The organism is Roseibacillus persicicus, assembly GCF_014651675.1.
GTDB classification, from domain to species: Bacteria; Verrucomicrobiota; Verrucomicrobiia; order Verrucomicrobiales; family Akkermansiaceae; genus Roseibacillus; species Roseibacillus persicicus.
Genome location: NZ_BMXI01000004.1, coordinates 71,376 through 87,928, shown reverse-complemented (window position 1 = coordinate 87,928; position 16,553 = coordinate 71,376). Strand labels below are relative to the sequence as shown.

Annotated in this window: 11 protein-coding genes; 6 read left to right on the top strand and 5 right to left on the bottom strand. The window is 56.3% G+C overall.

The annotated features are described in order from the left end of the window. The first annotated feature begins 32 nt into the window (after positions 1-32). On the top strand, positions 33-1,499 hold the full coding sequence (locus tag IE099_RS06010; protein ID WP_189568296.1) for a sulfatase family protein: 1,467 nt from the start codon (positions 33-35) through the stop codon (positions 1,497-1,499). Positions 1,500-1,539: 40 nt separating this feature from the next. Here IE099_RS06010 and IE099_RS06005 read toward each other — a convergent pair whose 3' ends face one another. Continuing rightward, entirely contained in the window at positions 1,540-2,430 is an 891-nt protein-coding gene (locus IE099_RS06005; protein WP_189568294.1) for a DMT family transporter, read from the bottom strand. A 142-nt stretch (positions 2,431-2,572) separates the two neighbouring features. Between IE099_RS06005 and IE099_RS06000 the strand changes: the two genes are divergently transcribed. Both IE099_RS06000 and katG read left to right on the top strand, forming a co-directional pair. Beyond that, complete coding sequence (locus IE099_RS06000; RefSeq protein ID WP_189568292.1) at positions 2,573-3,001, top strand: Fur family transcriptional regulator; 429 nt, start codon at positions 2,573-2,575, stop codon at positions 2,999-3,001. 54 nt (positions 3,002-3,055) lie between these two features. Further along, positions 3,056-5,305 carry a catalase/peroxidase HPI gene (katG, locus tag IE099_RS05995; protein WP_189568290.1) on the top strand — a complete coding sequence of 750 codons (2,250 nt, stop codon included), beginning with the start codon at positions 3,056-3,058 and terminating at the stop codon, positions 5,303-5,305. A 101-nt stretch (positions 5,306-5,406) separates the two neighbouring features. Here the strand turns inward: katG and IE099_RS05990 are convergent, their stop codons facing one another. Together IE099_RS05990 and IE099_RS05985 are read right to left on the bottom strand one after the other, a co-directional pair. After that, positions 5,407-6,972: a sulfatase-like hydrolase/transferase gene (locus tag IE099_RS05990; RefSeq protein ID WP_189568288.1), complete on the bottom strand. Its 1,566-nt coding sequence runs from the start codon at positions 6,970-6,972 to the stop codon at positions 5,407-5,409. Positions 6,973-6,997: 25 nt separating this feature from the next. Then, on the bottom strand, positions 6,998-8,821 hold the full coding sequence (locus IE099_RS05985) for a sulfatase-like hydrolase/transferase (RefSeq protein ID WP_189568286.1): 1,824 nt from the start codon (positions 8,819-8,821) through the stop codon (positions 6,998-7,000). A 155-nt stretch (positions 8,822-8,976) separates the two neighbouring features. Between IE099_RS05985 and pheT the strand changes: the two genes are divergently transcribed. Next, positions 8,977-11,349 carry a phenylalanine--tRNA ligase subunit beta gene (gene pheT / locus IE099_RS05980; RefSeq protein WP_189568284.1) on the top strand — a complete coding sequence of 791 codons (2,373 nt, stop codon included), beginning with the start codon at positions 8,977-8,979 and terminating at the stop codon, positions 11,347-11,349. A gap of 53 nt (positions 11,350-11,402) precedes the next feature. Continuing rightward, positions 11,403-12,635 (top strand): MFS transporter, encoded by a 1,233-nt coding sequence (locus IE099_RS05975; RefSeq protein ID WP_189568282.1) that lies wholly within the window; start codon positions 11,403-11,405, stop codon positions 12,633-12,635. Here IE099_RS05975 and IE099_RS05970 read toward each other — a convergent pair. Together IE099_RS05970 and IE099_RS05965 are read right to left on the bottom strand one after the other, a co-directional pair. After that, positions 12,558-13,850: a sensor histidine kinase gene (locus IE099_RS05970; protein ID WP_189568280.1), complete on the bottom strand. Its 1,293-nt coding sequence runs from the start codon at positions 13,848-13,850 to the stop codon at positions 12,558-12,560. The two genes, IE099_RS05975 and IE099_RS05970, sit on opposite strands and share 78 nt — an antisense overlap. Beyond that, a complete protein-coding gene (locus IE099_RS05965; RefSeq protein WP_189568278.1) occupies positions 13,851-14,540 on the bottom strand; it encodes a response regulator transcription factor in 690 nt (229 codons plus the stop codon). A gap of 143 nt (positions 14,541-14,683) precedes the next feature. Between IE099_RS05965 and IE099_RS05960 the strand changes: the two genes are divergently transcribed. Continuing rightward, positions 14,684-16,531 carry a DNA topoisomerase IV subunit B gene (locus tag IE099_RS05960; RefSeq protein WP_189568276.1) on the top strand — a complete coding sequence of 616 codons (1,848 nt, stop codon included), beginning with the start codon at positions 14,684-14,686 and terminating at the stop codon, positions 16,529-16,531. Positions 16,532-16,553: the final 22 nt, after the last annotated feature.

Genomic DNA, 16,553 nt, shown 5'->3' with positions numbered 1-16,553 from the left:
CACTGGAGAATCTTACATCCCGGTCCACAGACATGACTTCAGCCCTCAAACTCATCCCTATTTTAGTCACCTCGTTTTGCTGTTTTGCCAAAGGCGCGGGACAGCCCAATCTGATTCTTATCTTTACCGACGACCAAGGATACGAGGATGTCGGCTGCTTCGGTTCAAAGAAGATCAAAACCCCTCATCTCGACCAATTGGCGGCAGAGGGGATCAAGTTCACGAGCTTTTATGCTCAACCGATCTGCGGTCCCTCCCGGGCAGCGGTGATGACGGGTTGCTATCCCATGAGGGTGGCCGAGCGGGACAACTTCAAAAACATTCACCCGATTCTCCACGAGCGGGAAGTCACGGTGGCCGAGGTCCTCAAAGAAGTGGGCTATACGACCGGGTGCATCGGCAAATGGGATTTGGCGGGCCACTCCCAGACACACTTCAATCCCGAGCTGATGCCTCCCCATCAGGGCTTCGATTTTTTCTTTGGAACTCCGACTAGCAACGACAGCTACGTTGATCTCTATCGAGACGAAGAACTCGTTGAGCGGAAGGCCCCGATGGACACCTTGACCCAGCGCTACACCGAGGAGGCCGTCGGTTTCATCCAGCGTAGTGCGGCTGCGGAAAAGCCATTTTTTCTCTATGTCCCTCACACCATGCCTCACACCCGATTGGCGGCGTCGGAGGAATTTCGGGGTCAGTCCGAGAGAGGGCTTTATGGGGACGTCATCCGAGAAATCGATGCCAGTGTGGGGCGCATTGTCGCAACCCTCAAGGAACTCGAACTCCAAGAGAATACCTACCTTCTCTTCACCAGCGACAACGGACCTTGGTTGAACAAAAACAAAAACTACGCCGATGGCTCACTCGTGAAAGACCGCGGCGGTTCCGCGGGACTGTTTCGCAGTGGAAAGGTTTCCACTTGGGAAGGGGGAGTCAGAGTGCCAGCCATCCTGTGGGCTCCTGGACGTGTTCCCGCCGGGCGGAGCTGCGAAGCGATAGCAACCACTATGGACCTGATGCCTACCTTCGCCAAACTGGCTGGCGGAAAAGTGCCTTCCGATCGAGTGATTGACGGGGAGGATATTACCCCCTTGTTCGAGGGAAAGTTCGCAGAAGCCAACCCGAACAAGGCCTACTACTACTACCTGCTGTCTCATCTCCAGGCCGTTCGCCAAGGTCCCTGGAAGCTCCACCTTCCTCGTCCCCAACATCCGGAATGGCTGGGCAGGCACCGCAAGAGCGCACACATCCATCCCCGGGACGACATTGGTTTTCCTGAACCCGTCCTCTATCACCTGATCGATGATCCCAGTGAAACCAAGAATGTTGCCGCCGCGAATCCTGAGGTGGTGGCGAGACTGTTAGAACTGGCCGAACAGGCCCGCAACGATATCGGAGACCACAATCGGGTAGGGAAAAACATGCGCTTTTACGAACCCGCTGAACCGCGTCCAACGCAGCTGAAAACACGATTTGTCGCACCGAAGCAAAACCACTGACTTCTTCAATTCCGCAAGCCCAGAGAGCCGCGCCTCAGTCTCAGGCCAAGAGAAAGACGCCGACCAAAATCCCCAACACTGCCAATCCCTTGCTTACCCGGAAGGGCTCCTTCAGGAGGAGAATACCCAGCGTGAAGGATACCACGGTGGCGGCACGACGGACGGGCGCAATGATGGAGATGAGAGCATCGGGAGCGGCAATAGCGGTGAAGTATAGCCAGTCGGCAGCTAGCAAGGTGAGACCGATGGCGGGGATGGACCACCGGAATTGAAAGACCTGACGGTCAGTTCGACTGCGCCACCACCAGAGAGCCGGGAGCATCGCGAGGACCGAATAGAGGGAGAACCAGGCCTGAACTTCAGTGGGATTGAGACCCACTGATTGCAGCAGGTATTTGTCGAAGAGAGATGAACTCGCCCCCAGAAGAGTAGCGGCGATGATGAGGTAGACCGCCTTGCTACGATGAAAGTGAATTCCTTCTTTTCTCCCCGCGAAGGAAAAAAGGAAGAAGGAAGCGAGAATCACCGCGACTCCGCTCCATTGTCTCATGGAGGGACTTTCCGAAAAAATCAGCAACGCAAAGGCGATGGTCCAGACTGGGCTGGTGGCTCGGATCGGAGTCGCTATGGAGAGCGGCAATTCTTTCAAGCCGATGTATCCAAATATCCAGGAGGCCACCACGATGAGCGACTTAATCAATAGCAGTCCATGCTCTTGAGCAGAGATGGCGGTGACATGCAGACTCGGGTGCGGAAGGCTCTCCGGCGAAAGCGCCGACCAGACAACAAACGGCAGCCACGCGAGTCCGCCCGCACAAATGCCACCAAATAGAACAGGTAGCACCGCATTTCCCCGAACCGCAAGCTTCTTGAAGAAGTCATAGAGACCAAGAAGAGCGGAAGAGCAAACAGTGAGAAAGAGCCAAGACATATTGCGAGGGCTCTTTGCCCGTAGGTCATGACCGGGTCAAGGCGGGGGAACCCTCTCCTTTCTCTCCCAAAGAAAATCGAGACCGAAAACTAGAATCAATCAAATTCTTGACTCAGTCCAGAACTCGAGCAAATCTTTCCGCGTGACCGACTCCGTTCAACTTCTCCGAGACCACGGCCTGGCAGTAACAGCCCAGCGTCTTGCCGTATTGAAAGCCGTGGCTGGAGAGCCTCACGGAACGGCTGACTCCATTTCCAAGGCGGTTCGGGACGAGATCGGAACCGTCTCGCGACAAGCCGTCTATGATTCCCTGGGGCTTCTTTCAGAAAAGGGGCTGATTCGGCGGATCCAGCCCTCGGGTTCGCCTGCTCGTTTCGAAGATCGGGTGGGGGACAACCACCATCACCTTATCTGCCGCAAGTGCGGAGTCACCGTCGATGTCGACTGCGCGGTCGGCCACACTCCCTGTCTAACCGCCTCGCAGGACTGGGGCTTCGAGATCGATGAAGCCGAAGTCATCTACTGGGGCATCTGTCCTAGCTGCCAAAATAGCCGAGCGGTGAACTCATGATTCTCATTTCCAGAACTCAACTCTAAACAGAAATCCTAAAACTAAATAAAAGCCATGTCAGAAGCATCCGGATGTCCGATGGGACACACAGCAGCAACCGCAGGTGGAGGAACCTCCAACGAAGATTGGTGGCCCAATCGCCTGAAAATTGAATTGCTCAACCAGCATTCCAATAAGTCCAACCCTCTCGGAGAAGAGTTCGATTACGCCAGGGAGTTCGAGTCTCTCGACCTCGCGGCAGTGAAAGCCGACTTGAACAAAGTGATGACCGATTCCAAGGACTGGTGGCCAGCCGACTGGGGACACTATGGCCCACTTTTCATCCGTATGGCTTGGCATAGCGCAGGCACCTACCGGACTGCCGACGGGCGGGGCGGGGGAGGTCGCGGGCAACAACGTTTTGCCCCCCTGAATAGCTGGCCGGACAACGTGAGTCTCGATAAGGCTCGACGCCTCCTCTGGCCCGTCAAACAAAAGTATGGACGTAAACTTTCGTGGGCTGACCTGATGATATTGGCGGGCAATGTCGCGCTCGAGTCCATGGGCTTTAAGACCTTCGGATTTGCCGGTGGCCGGGAAGATACCTGGGAGCCAGATCAGGACGTCTATTGGGGCCGCGAGACCACTTGGCTGGGAGGCGACGAACGGTATCCCCAGGGTTCTGAAGGAGCGGAAGGCGAAGGAGTATTGGTGTCCGATGATGATGCCGATGGCAAGACCCACAGTGAAGGGCTCGAGAATCCTCTCGCGGCTGTTCAGATGGGGCTCATCTATGTCAACCCGGAAGGCCCCGACGGCAATCCCGACCCTCTCCTCTCGGCCCACGATATTCGTGTGACCTTTGGACGCATGGCGATGAACGATTACGAAACCGTCGCCCTCATCGCTGGTGGTCACACTTTTGGAAAGACTCACGGCGCAGGTCCTGCCGACAACGTGGGACCCGACGCGGAAGCGGCTCCAATCGAAGAACAAGGCTTTGGATGGAAAAATAGTTACGGCACTGGGAAAGGGGCCGACACCATCACCAGTGGCTTGGAAGTGGTCTGGACCCAGACCCCGACCCAGTGGAGCAACTACTACTTCGAGAACCTGTTCAAATATGAATGGGAGCTCACGAAGAGCCCTGCTGGAGCTCACCAGTGGGTGGCGAAGGATGCCGACGACATCATCCCCGACGCGCATTCCGAGAAGAAGATCAAGCCCACCATGCTCACCTCCGACATCGCCCTGCGGGCCGACCCGGAATACGAGAAAATCTCCCGCCACTTTCTTGAAAACCCCGAGGAGTTCGCCGAGGCATTCGCCCGCGCCTGGTTCAAGCTCACTCACCGGGACATGGGGCCGAAGACGCGCTACCTCGGACCCGAGGTGCCAGCCGAAGACCTCATCTGGCAAGATCCAATCCCCGCTGTTGACCACCCTCTGGTGGACGGGAGTGACGTCGCGGGATTGAAGGAGAAGATTCTCAACTCTGGCCTAACGGTCTCCCAACTGGTCTCTACCGCATGGGCTTCCGCCTCGACCTTCCGGGGTTCCGACAAACGAGGAGGTGCCAACGGAGCCCGGGTTCGCTTGGCTCCGCAGAAGGATTGGGAAGTCAATCATCCCACCCAACTGGCCCACGCCATCGAAGTGCTGGAGGCGGTTCAGGCTGAGTTCAATGACTCCCAGAATGAAAAGAAGATCTCCCTGGCCGACCTCATCGTGCTCGGTGGTTGTGCGGCAATTGAAAAAGCTGCGAAAGACGCGGGCCACGAAGTCGAGGTGCCTTTCACCCCTGGTCGCATGGACGCCAGCGAAGAAGAGACCGATACCGAGTCCTTCGAAGTTCTGGAGCCCATTGCCGATGGTTTCCGGAACTATTTGAAGGGAGCCTACTCAATCCCCGCCGAAGCGTTGCTTGTCGACAAGGCCCAGTTGCTGACCCTGACCCCACCTGAACTCACTGTTCTGGTGGGAGGAATGCGAGTGCTCAATGCCAATTACGACGGCAGCAACTACGGAGTCTTCACCCATCAACCTGGTAAGCTCACCAATGACTTCTTCGTCAACCTCCTGGATATGGGAGTGGAGTGGAAGCAGGCTTCACCTTGCGGAAACGCCTTTGTCGGACTTGATCGCAACACGGGGGAAACCCGTTGGTCCGCGACCCGGGTAGACTTGGTCTTTGGCTCAAATTCCATCCTGCGCGCTCTCGCCGAAGTCTACGGTTGCGGCGACAGCGAAGAGAAATTCGTCAATGATTTTGTGGCCGCTTGGGACAAGGTGATGAACCTTGATCGCTTCGATCTGAAAGCCTAGCGCCTCCTCAATATTTGCTACTGATGGCCGGCTTCTCGTCAGAGGAGCCGGCTTTTTTATGCAATCAGTTTACAGCGATAGAAAAGATCTCTGGCATTCAGTCACTTATTCGCTGGCGCATCATGCTGGGTGGCATGAAGATCGAATCGAGGAATGATTCCAGTGAGCTTTTTACGTTCAGCGCGATGTTCGGGCGAGAGAGCTTTCCAATCCTTGATTTGAGGAAAAGAAATCAGGTCTGCGGGGGTGTTCTCAACGTCCCACCACTTTCCACGACCATCTTTCATCACCTTACGACCCCGAATCAAGGTTTCACTCTTCTGATAAGCGTAGATCCAATCCCGATGGTCGGTTTTGTCGGAGAAGAGAAAAGGCACTAGGCTCTCTCCATTGATTTCATAATCTGCCGGAAGCTGATAGCCGGTGAGTTCCGCAATAGTAGGGAGAAAATCGGAGAGATTGACGAGAATATCCTGCTTGCCTCGCTTAGTGAGTCCAGGCGCATGAATGATAAGGGGAACGTGGGTGCCTTTTTGACGATCACTACTCGACTTTCCATAGCCGCTGGTTCCATTGTCGGCACAAAAAATGAGGACGGTGTTGTCGGCTATGCCCATTTCCTCGATTTTTTTTTGATAGAGCCAGATCTGGTAATCGAGGTAGTTGACGTGATGGTGAATCCCGGGCTCCGTCACAGTGCCATGGGTCTCATACTTCCCTTGATCACCGGTGATGTGGGGCGTGGTGCGCTCATACCCCTTGCCCGTCCATTTGATGACGGGAGTGCCAGGCCATTTGGATGAAGAAGCCGGGTTAAGCCAGTCCCAGGCATCGTGTCCGAGGTGTGAACAATGGTAGATGAAAAAGGGTTTTCCCGCCTCCTTCTGACGGTCCATATAGTCGAAGACAAAGTCTAGTTCGACATCAGGCCCGTATGTGCCCAGGCCGAATTCGGCAATCGATTCTTCGGTATTGGGCCACCACTGAAAGCCGCTCTTGCCCTTCGCATTCATGAGACGGACATGGGGATACCAATACCATCCATGCTGCTGGTAGGTGTCCACCTCCTTGCCAGTGTCGACATCGAAGAGGACGCGCTTGCCATCGACCTTCTTGTAGAAATGCTTGAAGTCGGTGAAGGGATTGTCGGTATCAGAGAGATTGCCCGGCGTGAGGCAACCTTCGTCATATCCATAACGGCGAAGGTCGCCGGGCATCTGGGTCTTGCCCGCCCAGTAGGTCGCGTAGCCTGCCTTTTGCGCCACGTGTCCGAGCTGAATGGGGGAGCTATCGCAGAGGTTCCACTTTTGCTTTTTAGGATTGGGTTCGGGGGCGAGTCCGACGTCCTTGTTGTGCCACCACTTGTGGAGATGAGCATAGCGCCCAGTCATCATCATGGCTCGACTGGGGGAGCAGACGGTGGCTGCCCAAGCGGTCTCGATCCAGCAACCTTCCTCGGCCATTTGCTCCAGAACAGGGGTGTGGGCGCGGTAGGCGGGGTCGTTGGTGTCGCCGCCGGCAGGAGGGCTCCAGGACGATGAGCCGTAGAGAGGAAGCTCGCGAGCGCTGATGTCATCGGCAAATACGAGGATGATGTTTGGCTTCTCAAGCGCGCCGAGAGACTGCGCGAACAAGGCGAGAGAGGAAAGAATGATTGGAGGCTTCATAATTGAGTTTAAAATGTAAGTTCTGTTAGAGGGCTGGAATCAAACCGGCAGGAATTTCAAGCTTATGGTCGTGCGCACCCGCAGCGAAATTGGTGATTTGGAAAGACTCCTTCTGGCTCCAATCCGCTTCCAGGCGATTGTCGCCCAGAACGATGCGACCGAGCTTTTCCCGAAACCACTCGGCGAGCTTCCGGTAGGCGGGATCGTCCGCCACATTGTTTTGTTCCATCGGGTCGTTTCGGAGGTCGAAGAGCGCGAGCTCAACCGATTCAATAGGGGCAGTGAGTCCCCACTGGATATCGTGGCCCGGAGGCTGCCCCCATTTCTCCCCGGGTTTTCCGTTCTTTTCGCGGTGCCGCATGGAGAAGCCAAAATCTTTGGAACGCAGGTAGCACCGGGGCCCAATGACATGGTTCATCTCGCCAATCACATAATCGCGAGAGACCTTGCTGGTGAGAATCTCGTCCATAGGAAGACCGTCGAGATGCTGGTAGGCAGGGTCACCCAACTCCGCCCCCCCAGCGCGCAGGAGGGTAGGGGCCAGGTCTACGAATTCCACAAAGCTATCGGACACTTGACCGGCAGGCCAAGTCTCCTTGTCCGAGGACACCGCGATCACCGCGCAATGGTTAGAGGTATCGTAAGGTGCGAATTTAGACTCTCCGCCTTGTTCGCCCAAGTGCCAGCCATGGTCACCAATGACGTAGAGAATGAGATAATCACGTCCCTGCTTTCTGCTAAACTCCTTGAAGTTTGCCACCGACAGGCCGATGAGATGATCGCCCATCGCACAGAACGCGAAGTAGTCGCGAATAGCCTGCTGTTTGTCCTCCGCCTTCATGTCCGCGAAATTTGTTTTCTCGAACCAATTGACGAGCTGGGGCGGAAGCGTTTCGAGTTCATCTTTGGTGAAGTCAGGAATCTCATAGACCTGATCGGCGAACTTCTTGCGGAACTCCCCGGAGGGAAGAACGGGAGTGTGGGGAAAGTGGTGGCAGAGCGCGGCAAAGAGAGGCTTGTCGCTTGGAGGGCCTTGCAGTTTTTGCTTCCAGGGGGCTTGGTATTTTTCGTCGGCATGGGCGAGATAGGAGCGGAAGGCCGATGAAATTTGCCCATCCTGTGTATTTGCGGTGGCACACGGGCTGACTCCTCCCACGACCAGATTGGGATTTGCGCGCTCATAGGAGTAAAGAAGGTCCAGCTCCTTTTCCACGCGGCGCTTTTCACTCAAAACTTCTTCGCTGGCTTGGCCATCTTTCGGCAAGAGATAGCGAGCGGGCTTGCCGGGAAGGTTCCAAAAGAACTCGTCACCCTGATTCTTTCCATCAGCCCAGACGCCCCGCTTGGACCAATCAGTGCGATCGTGCTGATAGAGCTCTTTCTGAGAAATCGAAAAGTCGTAGAGGGAGGCTTTCTGCAACTTTTGGGGATCATAGTTAAAAATCCTGAGACCGTCTTTGCCGAAGTGCGCGGTGGTGTAGCCGAGGTCCTGCATGAGCTCGGGCAAAGTTTTTTGAGAGACAGGAAGGGCCCGATGGGAATTCTCGAAGCCAAAGTGACCCGAGCGATGGGGATACATTCCGTAATGCATCGAGGTCCGGCTGGGAGCACAGCCCGGCGAGTTGCAATAGGCGCGGGTAAAGAGAACCCCTTCCTTGGCCAATTGGTCCGCAGCCGGAGAGCTGACAAATCCGAGAGCAGAATGGTCGCGCTGGGATTCAGCCCGATTGAAGGCGCGAATCGAATCCGCGCGATGGTCGTCCGTGACGATCCACAGGATATTGGGTTGGCTCGCGAGGGCCGGTGCCAACGAACTGACGCACAGGAACAGCAGAAGGAATTTTCTCATTTGGTAAGAGGTTATGTCGAAGGCCGACTTCTTTTTGCGCACTATTTCGCTTCTATTTGACGAAGGAGTCACGCTCTGTCCGGCTCGGGGATGCTTGCCAGACTCTTAAAAACCTTGCGTGAGTCGGCGGAATCTGGAACCTCAGCCCCCGACTGATGAATACCTCTCTTTCCTGGCTCAACGATCATATCGACCTTGCGGAACTTTCGACTGCGGAGATTTCCGATTTGCTGACCTTTTCGGGCATCGAGGTGGAGGGCATCGAGTCAAAGGGGATTCCTTCAGAGCTCATCGTCGTTGCTCAGATTAAAGAGGCCCAGCAACACCCCGACGCGGACAAATTGAAGGTCTGCATGGTGGATGCCGGGGAACCTGAGTTGAGGCAGATTGTCTGTGGGGCAAAGAATTACTCTGTGGGCGACAAGGTTCCTTGCGCCTTGCCCGGAGCAGACCTGGGTGGGGGATTCGTCATCAAGGAAGGCAAACTGCGCGGGGTGGCGTCCTTGGGAATGCTCTGCGGCGCTTCCGAGATCGGAATGCCAGATGAGGAAGACGGTCTGATGATACTCCCTGCCGATTCAGTGATCGGCACCAAACTCCAGGATCTCTATCCCTCGGATACCGTTTTCGAATTGGAAGTGACGCCTAACCGGCCCGACTCTCTTTCCCACCGCGGAGTCGCTCGCGAGCTGTCGGTACTTTCCAAGCGGGAGCTGAAGGACTTGGCGACCCCTGCCTTCGAGACCACTTCGTCTCCGGTCGTTCTCTCAAGCGGAACCTGCCCCTACTACACCTCCACTCGCATCAGTGGGGTCAAGGTGGGGGAGTCTCCTGCCTGGCTGAAGTCCAAGCTGGAAGCGATTGGTCTGCGTCCCATCAACAACGTGGTCGACATCACCAACTACATTCTCCACGACCTCGGCCAACCACTGCATGCCTTTGATGCGGCCAAGGTCACCGGCAACCTGCTGGTTCGGAATTCTCCCGGCGGCGAGGTCTTCAAGGCCCTCGACGAAGAGGATTACACCCTGCTCTCCGAGGACTGCGTGATTTCCGACGAAAGCGGAGCCGCACTTGCGCTGGCCGGGGTAATGGGTGGTCTGGACTCGGGTGTGACCGAAACGACCACAGACCTGATTCTCGAATCCGCCTGGTTCACTCCATCCGAGATTCGCCGCACCTCCCGCCGATTGATTCTCACTTCGGACTCGTCCTACCGCTTCGAGCGCCAAGCCGATCCGGGCATGGTTCTTCCCGCCGCAGCGCGCGCGATTGAACTGATTCTGGAGCTCGCGGGAGGAAAGGCCGAACCCATTGAGGTGGCAGGGCAAATTCCAGCGGACTTTCCGAAGGTGACCTTTTCGGAAGAACAGCTCAATCAGGTGAGCGCGGGGAGTATCACCATGGAAGAGGCCACCGATTGTCTGACCCGGCTGGGCTTGAGTGACTGTGGCGATGGCTCATGGTCCATTCCTTCCAACCGTCCCGACCTGACCCGACCCATTGATCTGATAGAAGAAGTCGTGCGCGTAATCGGCTTCGACCGCATTCCGGTTTCGACTCTTGCCCATGCCGTTCCCCGCTCGGCGAGCGACAAATTCTACGATGCCGAGCTCTCGCTCAAAAAGCACCTCGGGGCCCTCGGGTTCTATGAGTGCCAGACCATTAAGCTCATCGCCGAATCCCAGATTCCCGATCTGCTTCCGCTCAAGCCTCTTCAAGATGCTGACTTCATTCGGGTTGCCTTGCCGCTTTCGGAGGACCATTCGATAATGCGCCCATCGCTCGCGCCCGGCCTGGTGGCCTCGGCGGCGAACAATGCGCGGCAGGGTGCAAAGGCGATTCGCTTGTTCGAAGCTGGCACCTGCTTTCGCCACTTCGGCGGCGGTAAAAAGAAAGATAACGAATTCCCCGTTCTCGCTATTTTGCAGACCGGTCAACAGAACCCGCCCTCGTGGGCAAACACTCACCCGGCGAGCAGCGACATCTATGATCTGAAGGCGACCTTGCAGTCGCTGGCGCCCAATCTGCCACTCACTTTCAAGGCCAAGGACTTGGGAGGCTACCTCCTGACTGCCACCGTGCATCTCGGAGACGCCAATATCGGAGTGGTGGGACGCCTGGCGCCTGCTCGCTGCCGCGAACTGGACCTCCCGCTGGAAACTCACATTGCGGAGCTGGATATGGCCAAGCTCGCCAAAATCGTCAGCAGTGGAGCTCCCGTGACAGACCTGCCGCAGTTCCCGGGTTCCAGCCGCGATGTTGCGATGGAACTGCCTCTCGACTTGGCCGCCTCGGAAGTGGAATCTGCTTTGGCCAAATTCAAGGAGCCTCTGTTGGTTTCCAGTCGCTGCGTCAGCTTGTTCAGCGACCCCTCGGGAGAAAAGATTGCCGCCGACAAGAAATCCGTGGCCTACACCTTCCTCTATCGGGCGGATGACAAAACTTTGAAGACCAAGGAAGTCGACGCAGCTCACCAAGCACTTCTCGCTCATTTGGAAAAATCTCTGCCGGTGAAATTTCGTTAGGACAGCACTGATTCAGTATCGACAGACGAGGCTGGCTCCCTAGCTTTCCGCCAGTGTCGGAACGGTCAACTCAACTGCGTCTTTCGCTGGTTTTCTTTCTCCTCGCAGCGATGCCAGGCTGTTGGACTCCGGTGCTCTCCATCGTGCTGGAAGCGAGAGGCTGGTCGAATCTAACGGACTGGGTCTTTGTCATCCCTTCTCTGGGGGCCGTAGTCTCGCCACTCCTACTGGCTGCCGTCGCCGACCAGCGCGTCAATGCCGAGAAGGTGCTGGCCGCGGTGATGACCGCCAATGCAATCTGCACCGCCTCAGCCTTCTGGTTTCTGGGGCAGGGGAATTCGCAAGCTTGGTTTCTCTTTTTCCTCGTGGCCAAGGCCCTGCTGGGTGCGCCCGCCTGGTCTCTCCTGATGTCGATCACCTTGACGCATTTGACCGAACCTGAACGCCAATTTGGAGGAGTCCGGGTGTGGGGCACGATTGGCTGGATGATGGCGGGGTGGGGGATCAGCTGGTTTGCTCTCGACGAATCCCCCATGACTGGGATCGTCGCCTCCTGCATCGGCGTCATTGCGGCGGGGTTCAGCCTAACCTTGCCAGCTACTCCTCCGTCAGGAATCCAAGGAAAGACCCTTGCGGAAAGTTTGGGACTGAAAGCCTTTAGTATTTTAAAGGATCGGGACACTGCGGTCTATTTCCTAACCGCCTTTCTCTTCTCCATTCCGCTGGCCGCCTACTATGTCTACACCCCCAAGTTCTTGAAGTATCTGGAGGTGGAGAATGTCGCCATGATGCTGTCCCTGGGCCAAACTTCCGAGATCATTTCCATGCTCTTGATGGGATGGGTCTTTCGACGTCTGCGGGTGAAGTGGATCTTTCTTCTGGCATTGGGCGCGGGGCTGCTTCGCTATGCCTTTTACTTTGGTGGAGTGCTCAGCGAAGGCGCACTGCCCGGTTGGGGTCAAGTGGTATGGGTGGCCATCGGCATCTTCATGCACGGCTTCTGCTGGACCTTGTTCTTTGAGTCCGGCCGCTTGTTCGTCGACCGGCGGGTGCCGCGTGAGGTCAGGAGTCAGGCTCAGGCCTTGATGACAGTCTCGACTGGCGGGGTGGCAACCATCGTAGGAGTGTTCTTCTCCGGCTGGCTCTACCGTTGGTGCGTGGAAGGTGACGGTCCGGGATGGATGGGCTTCTGGGCAGTTCTGGTCGGGCTATGCGTGTTCTCCCTCCTCGTTTTCGCGGTCGGCTACAAGGGCCTGCCCGTCGCCGTCGCCCGCAGCAGCAAGTAAGAGCTGCTCTTCCGTCGCCAAAGCCTCTTTGGGAAGGTGAATGGAAAAGGCGGTGCGCTGCCCAGGCACGGAGGTCACATCGATGGTGCCGCCATGAGCTTCCACCGCCCGCTTGACGATAGAGAGCCCCAGTCCCGTTCCTTTGATAGAGTCTTGGCTATGATGCTTTTCCACCCGATAGAATCGACGGAAGATGAAAGGCAGGTCGACCCCGGGAATCCCAACCCCGTTGTCGGCAACCCAGAGCGTCACCTCGTCTTCTCCATTGAATCGAGCTCCAATTTCCAGGGTCAGAGGTCTGCGAGGATTCTGTTTGAGGGCGTTCTCAACCAGATTGAAAAAGACTTGGGTCCAATAAAAGCGGTCGCCGATTAGCGCCAGACTCTCGTCCTCGATTTTGAAACGTATTTTCGTCTTCTGCTGTTGAATGAGCGGCTCAAGTCGGTCGAGGACCTCTTCCACACATTCGGTGAAGAGGAAGGGCGAGACATTGAGCGCGGCCGCTTCTCCTGATTCCAAGCGGGAGATCACAAGCATGTCCTCCACGATTCGAGCGATGCGTTCGCCGTGCTTTTGCATCACGGTCAGCGCCCGCTTCAGCATCGCTTGATTGTCGATGTCGCCCTCGACCAGATTCTCCAGATAGCCGTTGATGATGGAAAGGGGGGTCCGAAGCTCGTGGGATGCATTGGCGACAAAGTCCTTCCGCACCTGTTCGACCAAATGCTCCGTCGTGATGTCGCGAATGACTACCCGGGTGATGGTCTTTTTGGCATTTCGATTGAGTGGTGCGACGTCGACCACCCAGGCGGTTTCTCCTCTCTTTTCCACGATCCCACGGGGGGAAGCCTGCTGCGGAAGCACCACCTGATGCACCACCCCGCGACCACTGGTCAAAGAATCTTCGATAGGCCGGTTGAGCCTTTCGTCGAGAAAGACCTCCCGGTAATTCCGCCCCGCGACTCTCCTGCCGGCAACGAGTTCAGTGGTGGTCTCGTTGGCAAAAAGAATGACCCCATCCGGACCGATCAAAAAAAAGGCATCGCTGAGGGCATTGAGCAAGCGGTCTTGCTCCTTGCGCAGACGCTTCTTCTGCTGGCGCAACGACTTCCCGATCCGAGCCTCAGCCTTCCGGGCCTTCTTGCGCTCTTGGAACCAGAGATAGGCGAACGCTCCCGCAATGAGAGCCGCAAGAATAGTGGGAAGGTAGGACATCTAGGAGACGTTGAGACGGTAGCCGATACCGCGCACGGTTTCCACAAGATTGGCGTAATCTCCCAATTTGCTGCGAAGGCGCTTCATGTGTGTGTCGAGGGTGCGGCTATGGACTTCGTCGGAATAACCCCACACATTGCGCAGCAAGTCATTGCGATCCTGAGGACTGTCGGGGCGCTCCACGAGAAAGAGGAGGAGCTTGAACTCGGTCGAAGTGAGGTCGACTTTTTCGCCTACCAGATAGAAACTCATGCTGTTTTTATCGAGCCGGAAAGGGCCGACCGTGACTTCCACCGCGCCAGGAGAGGCCTCTGTTCGGCGCATAATGGCATTGACGCGCAGAACGAGTTCCTTTGGGGAAAAAGGTTTGGTCAAATAGTCATCGGCGCCCGCCTCAAAGCCCTTGATGCGGTCTTCCGTCTGCGCTCGCGCAGTAAGCATCAGGACCGGAGTGTGGGCGGTGCGGTTATCGCGGCGCAGCTCTTTGAAGACGGAATAGCCATCCTTCCCCGGCAACATCAGGTCCAGAATGATCAAGTCGGGTCGTTCCCGCAGGGCCAGGTCCTGACCGACCAGCCCATCGTTGGCGATCAACACTTCATAGCCAGAACGCTCTAGATTAAAAGCGATCAGGTCTGCCACATCGCACTCGTCTTCAACTACCAGGATTTTACCGGAATTTTCTGCCACGCGGCTTCTATAGGCTCAGCAAGGGGAAGAGTGGAGGGTGAAATCGCGTTACAAATTTGTCACACTGAGGGTGAGGGTGTCGAAATATGGCTCGACCAAGCGTTGACGCGGACTCGGGCCGCTGGTTAAGACAACTTAACAAAATGGCTGGCTACACCGAAGACGACATCAAGAGCCTCGACTGGCGCGAGCACATCCGCCTGCGCCCGGGCATGTACATTGGCAAGCTCGGCGACGGCTCGTCTCAAGACGACGGAATTTATATTCTCCTGAAGGAAGTCATCGACAACGCGGTGGACGAATACGTGATGGGCCATGGCAAAGAGATCCATATCGATATCGATGAAGCCGGTCGGGTCGAGGTGAGGGACTATGGACGCGGAATCCCGCTCGGAAAACTCTACGATTGTGCCGCCCAAATCAACACCGGGGCCAAATACGATTCAGAGGCCTTCAAAAAGTCAGTGGGTCTGAACGGGGTTGGCATCAAGGCGGTGAACGCCCTCAGCTCGTTCTTCGAGATCCAAGCTTGGCGCGAGGGCAAGACCAAGGCCATCGAGTTCTCCAAAGGCGAGGTCGTTGACGAAATGAAGACCCCTCGAGCCGACAAGGAGGCAGCCAACGGGACCCGTCTGGCCTTTGATGTCGACAGCACTATTTTCCCCAAAAGGGTCAAATGGCGCGATTCCTTCGTGGAGCGGATGTGCCGCTACTACTCTTTCCTCAATCCGGGCCTTTGCCTCGTCTATAATGGCAAGAAGTATAAGTCCAAGCATGGCCTCCTCGACCTTCTGAAGGAAGAGATGGATGAAGAGCCTCTTTACGAGCCCATCGTCTTGAAGGGGCCGGATATCGATGTGGTCTTCACCCACACCATGGGGAGCAGCGAGGAATACTATTCCTTCGTCAACGGCCAGCACACCACGCAGGGAGGAACCCACCTCGCCGCCTTTCGTGAGGCATTGGTAAAGACTTTACGCGAGTTCTACAAAAAGCAGTGGGACCCCGCAGACATCCGTTCGGGAGTGGAAGCCGCAATTAGCGTGAGGGTCGAGGAGCCGGTCTTCGAAAGCCAGACCAAGACCAAGTTGGGAAGCACGCACATGGCGCCGGAGGGCGAGACGGTGCGGACTTTCATCAGCAACTTCATGAAAGAGCAACTCGACAACTACTTGCACAAAAACAGTGCGGTAGCCGATGAGCTCCAGAAGCGAATTCTACAAGCCGAGCGGGAGCGCAAGGAATTGAAGGGCGTGAAAAAATTGGCCCGCGACCGGGCACGCCAGGCCAAGCTTCACAACAAAAAATTGCGCGACTGCAAGGCGCACCTCGACACCAAACACAAGCGTCGCTTGGAAACCACCATCTTCATCACCGAGGGTGATAGCGCCAGCGGCTCCATCACCAAGTGCCGCGATGTCGAAACCCAAGCGGTATTCTCCCTACGCGGAAAGCCGCTCAACACCTTCGGTCTAAGCCGGAAAATCGTTTACGAAAACGAGGAATTCGCTCTCTTGCAAGCCGCCCTGAACATCGAGGACGGGCTCGACGGACTGCGCTACAACAATGTCGTCATCGCAACCGATGCCGATGTCGATGGCATGCACATTCGTCTTCTGTTGCTGACCTTTATCTTGCAGTTCTTCCCCGAGCTCATCCGCGAAGGCCACCTTTCGATTCTTGAGACGCCACTGTTCCGGGTTCGCAATAAAAAGAAGACCTTCTATTGCTACGATGACGACGAGCGGGTGAAAGCTCTCGAAGAGGTGGGCAAGACTGCCGAGGTGACGCGATTCAAGGGTCTGGGTGAAATCTCACCGGACGAGTTCGGCTTCATGATCGGCCCCGAAATGCGACTCGATCCCGTGCTAATGGAGGAGGGGAAGAGCCTCAAGGAGATGCTGACCTTTTACATGGGGAAGAACACTCCCGATCGACAAGGCTTCATCATCGACAACCTCCGCGCCGATGTCGACACCGCCGAGGTCTAACGGAGCAAGGACATTCCTGTCC

What these genes read in the sequence shown, in the direction of transcription:
- IE099_RS06010 (WP_189568296.1), top strand. Translation starts at nt 33, where the DNA reads ATGACTTCAGCCCTCAAACTCATCCCTATTTTAGTCACCTCGTTTTGC.
- IE099_RS06005 (WP_189568294.1), bottom strand. Translation starts at nt 2,430, where the DNA reads ATGTCTTGGCTCTTTCTCACTGTTTGCTCTTCCGCTCTTCTTGGTCTC.
- katG (WP_189568290.1), top strand. Translation starts at nt 3,056, where the DNA reads ATGTCAGAAGCATCCGGATGTCCGATGGGACACACAGCAGCAACCGCA.
- IE099_RS05990 (WP_189568288.1), bottom strand. Translation starts at nt 6,972, where the DNA reads ATGAAGCCTCCAATCATTCTTTCCTCTCTCGCCTTGTTCGCGCAGTCT.
- IE099_RS05985 (WP_189568286.1), bottom strand. Translation starts at nt 8,821, where the DNA reads ATGAGAAAATTCCTTCTGCTGTTCCTGTGCGTCAGTTCGTTGGCACCG.
- pheT (WP_189568284.1), top strand. Translation starts at nt 8,977, where the DNA reads ATGAATACCTCTCTTTCCTGGCTCAACGATCATATCGACCTTGCGGAA.
- IE099_RS05970 (WP_189568280.1), bottom strand. Translation starts at nt 13,850, where the DNA reads ATGTCCTACCTTCCCACTATTCTTGCGGCTCTCATTGCGGGAGCGTTC.
- IE099_RS05960 (WP_189568276.1), top strand. Translation starts at nt 14,684, where the DNA reads ATGGCTGGCTACACCGAAGACGACATCAAGAGCCTCGACTGGCGCGAG.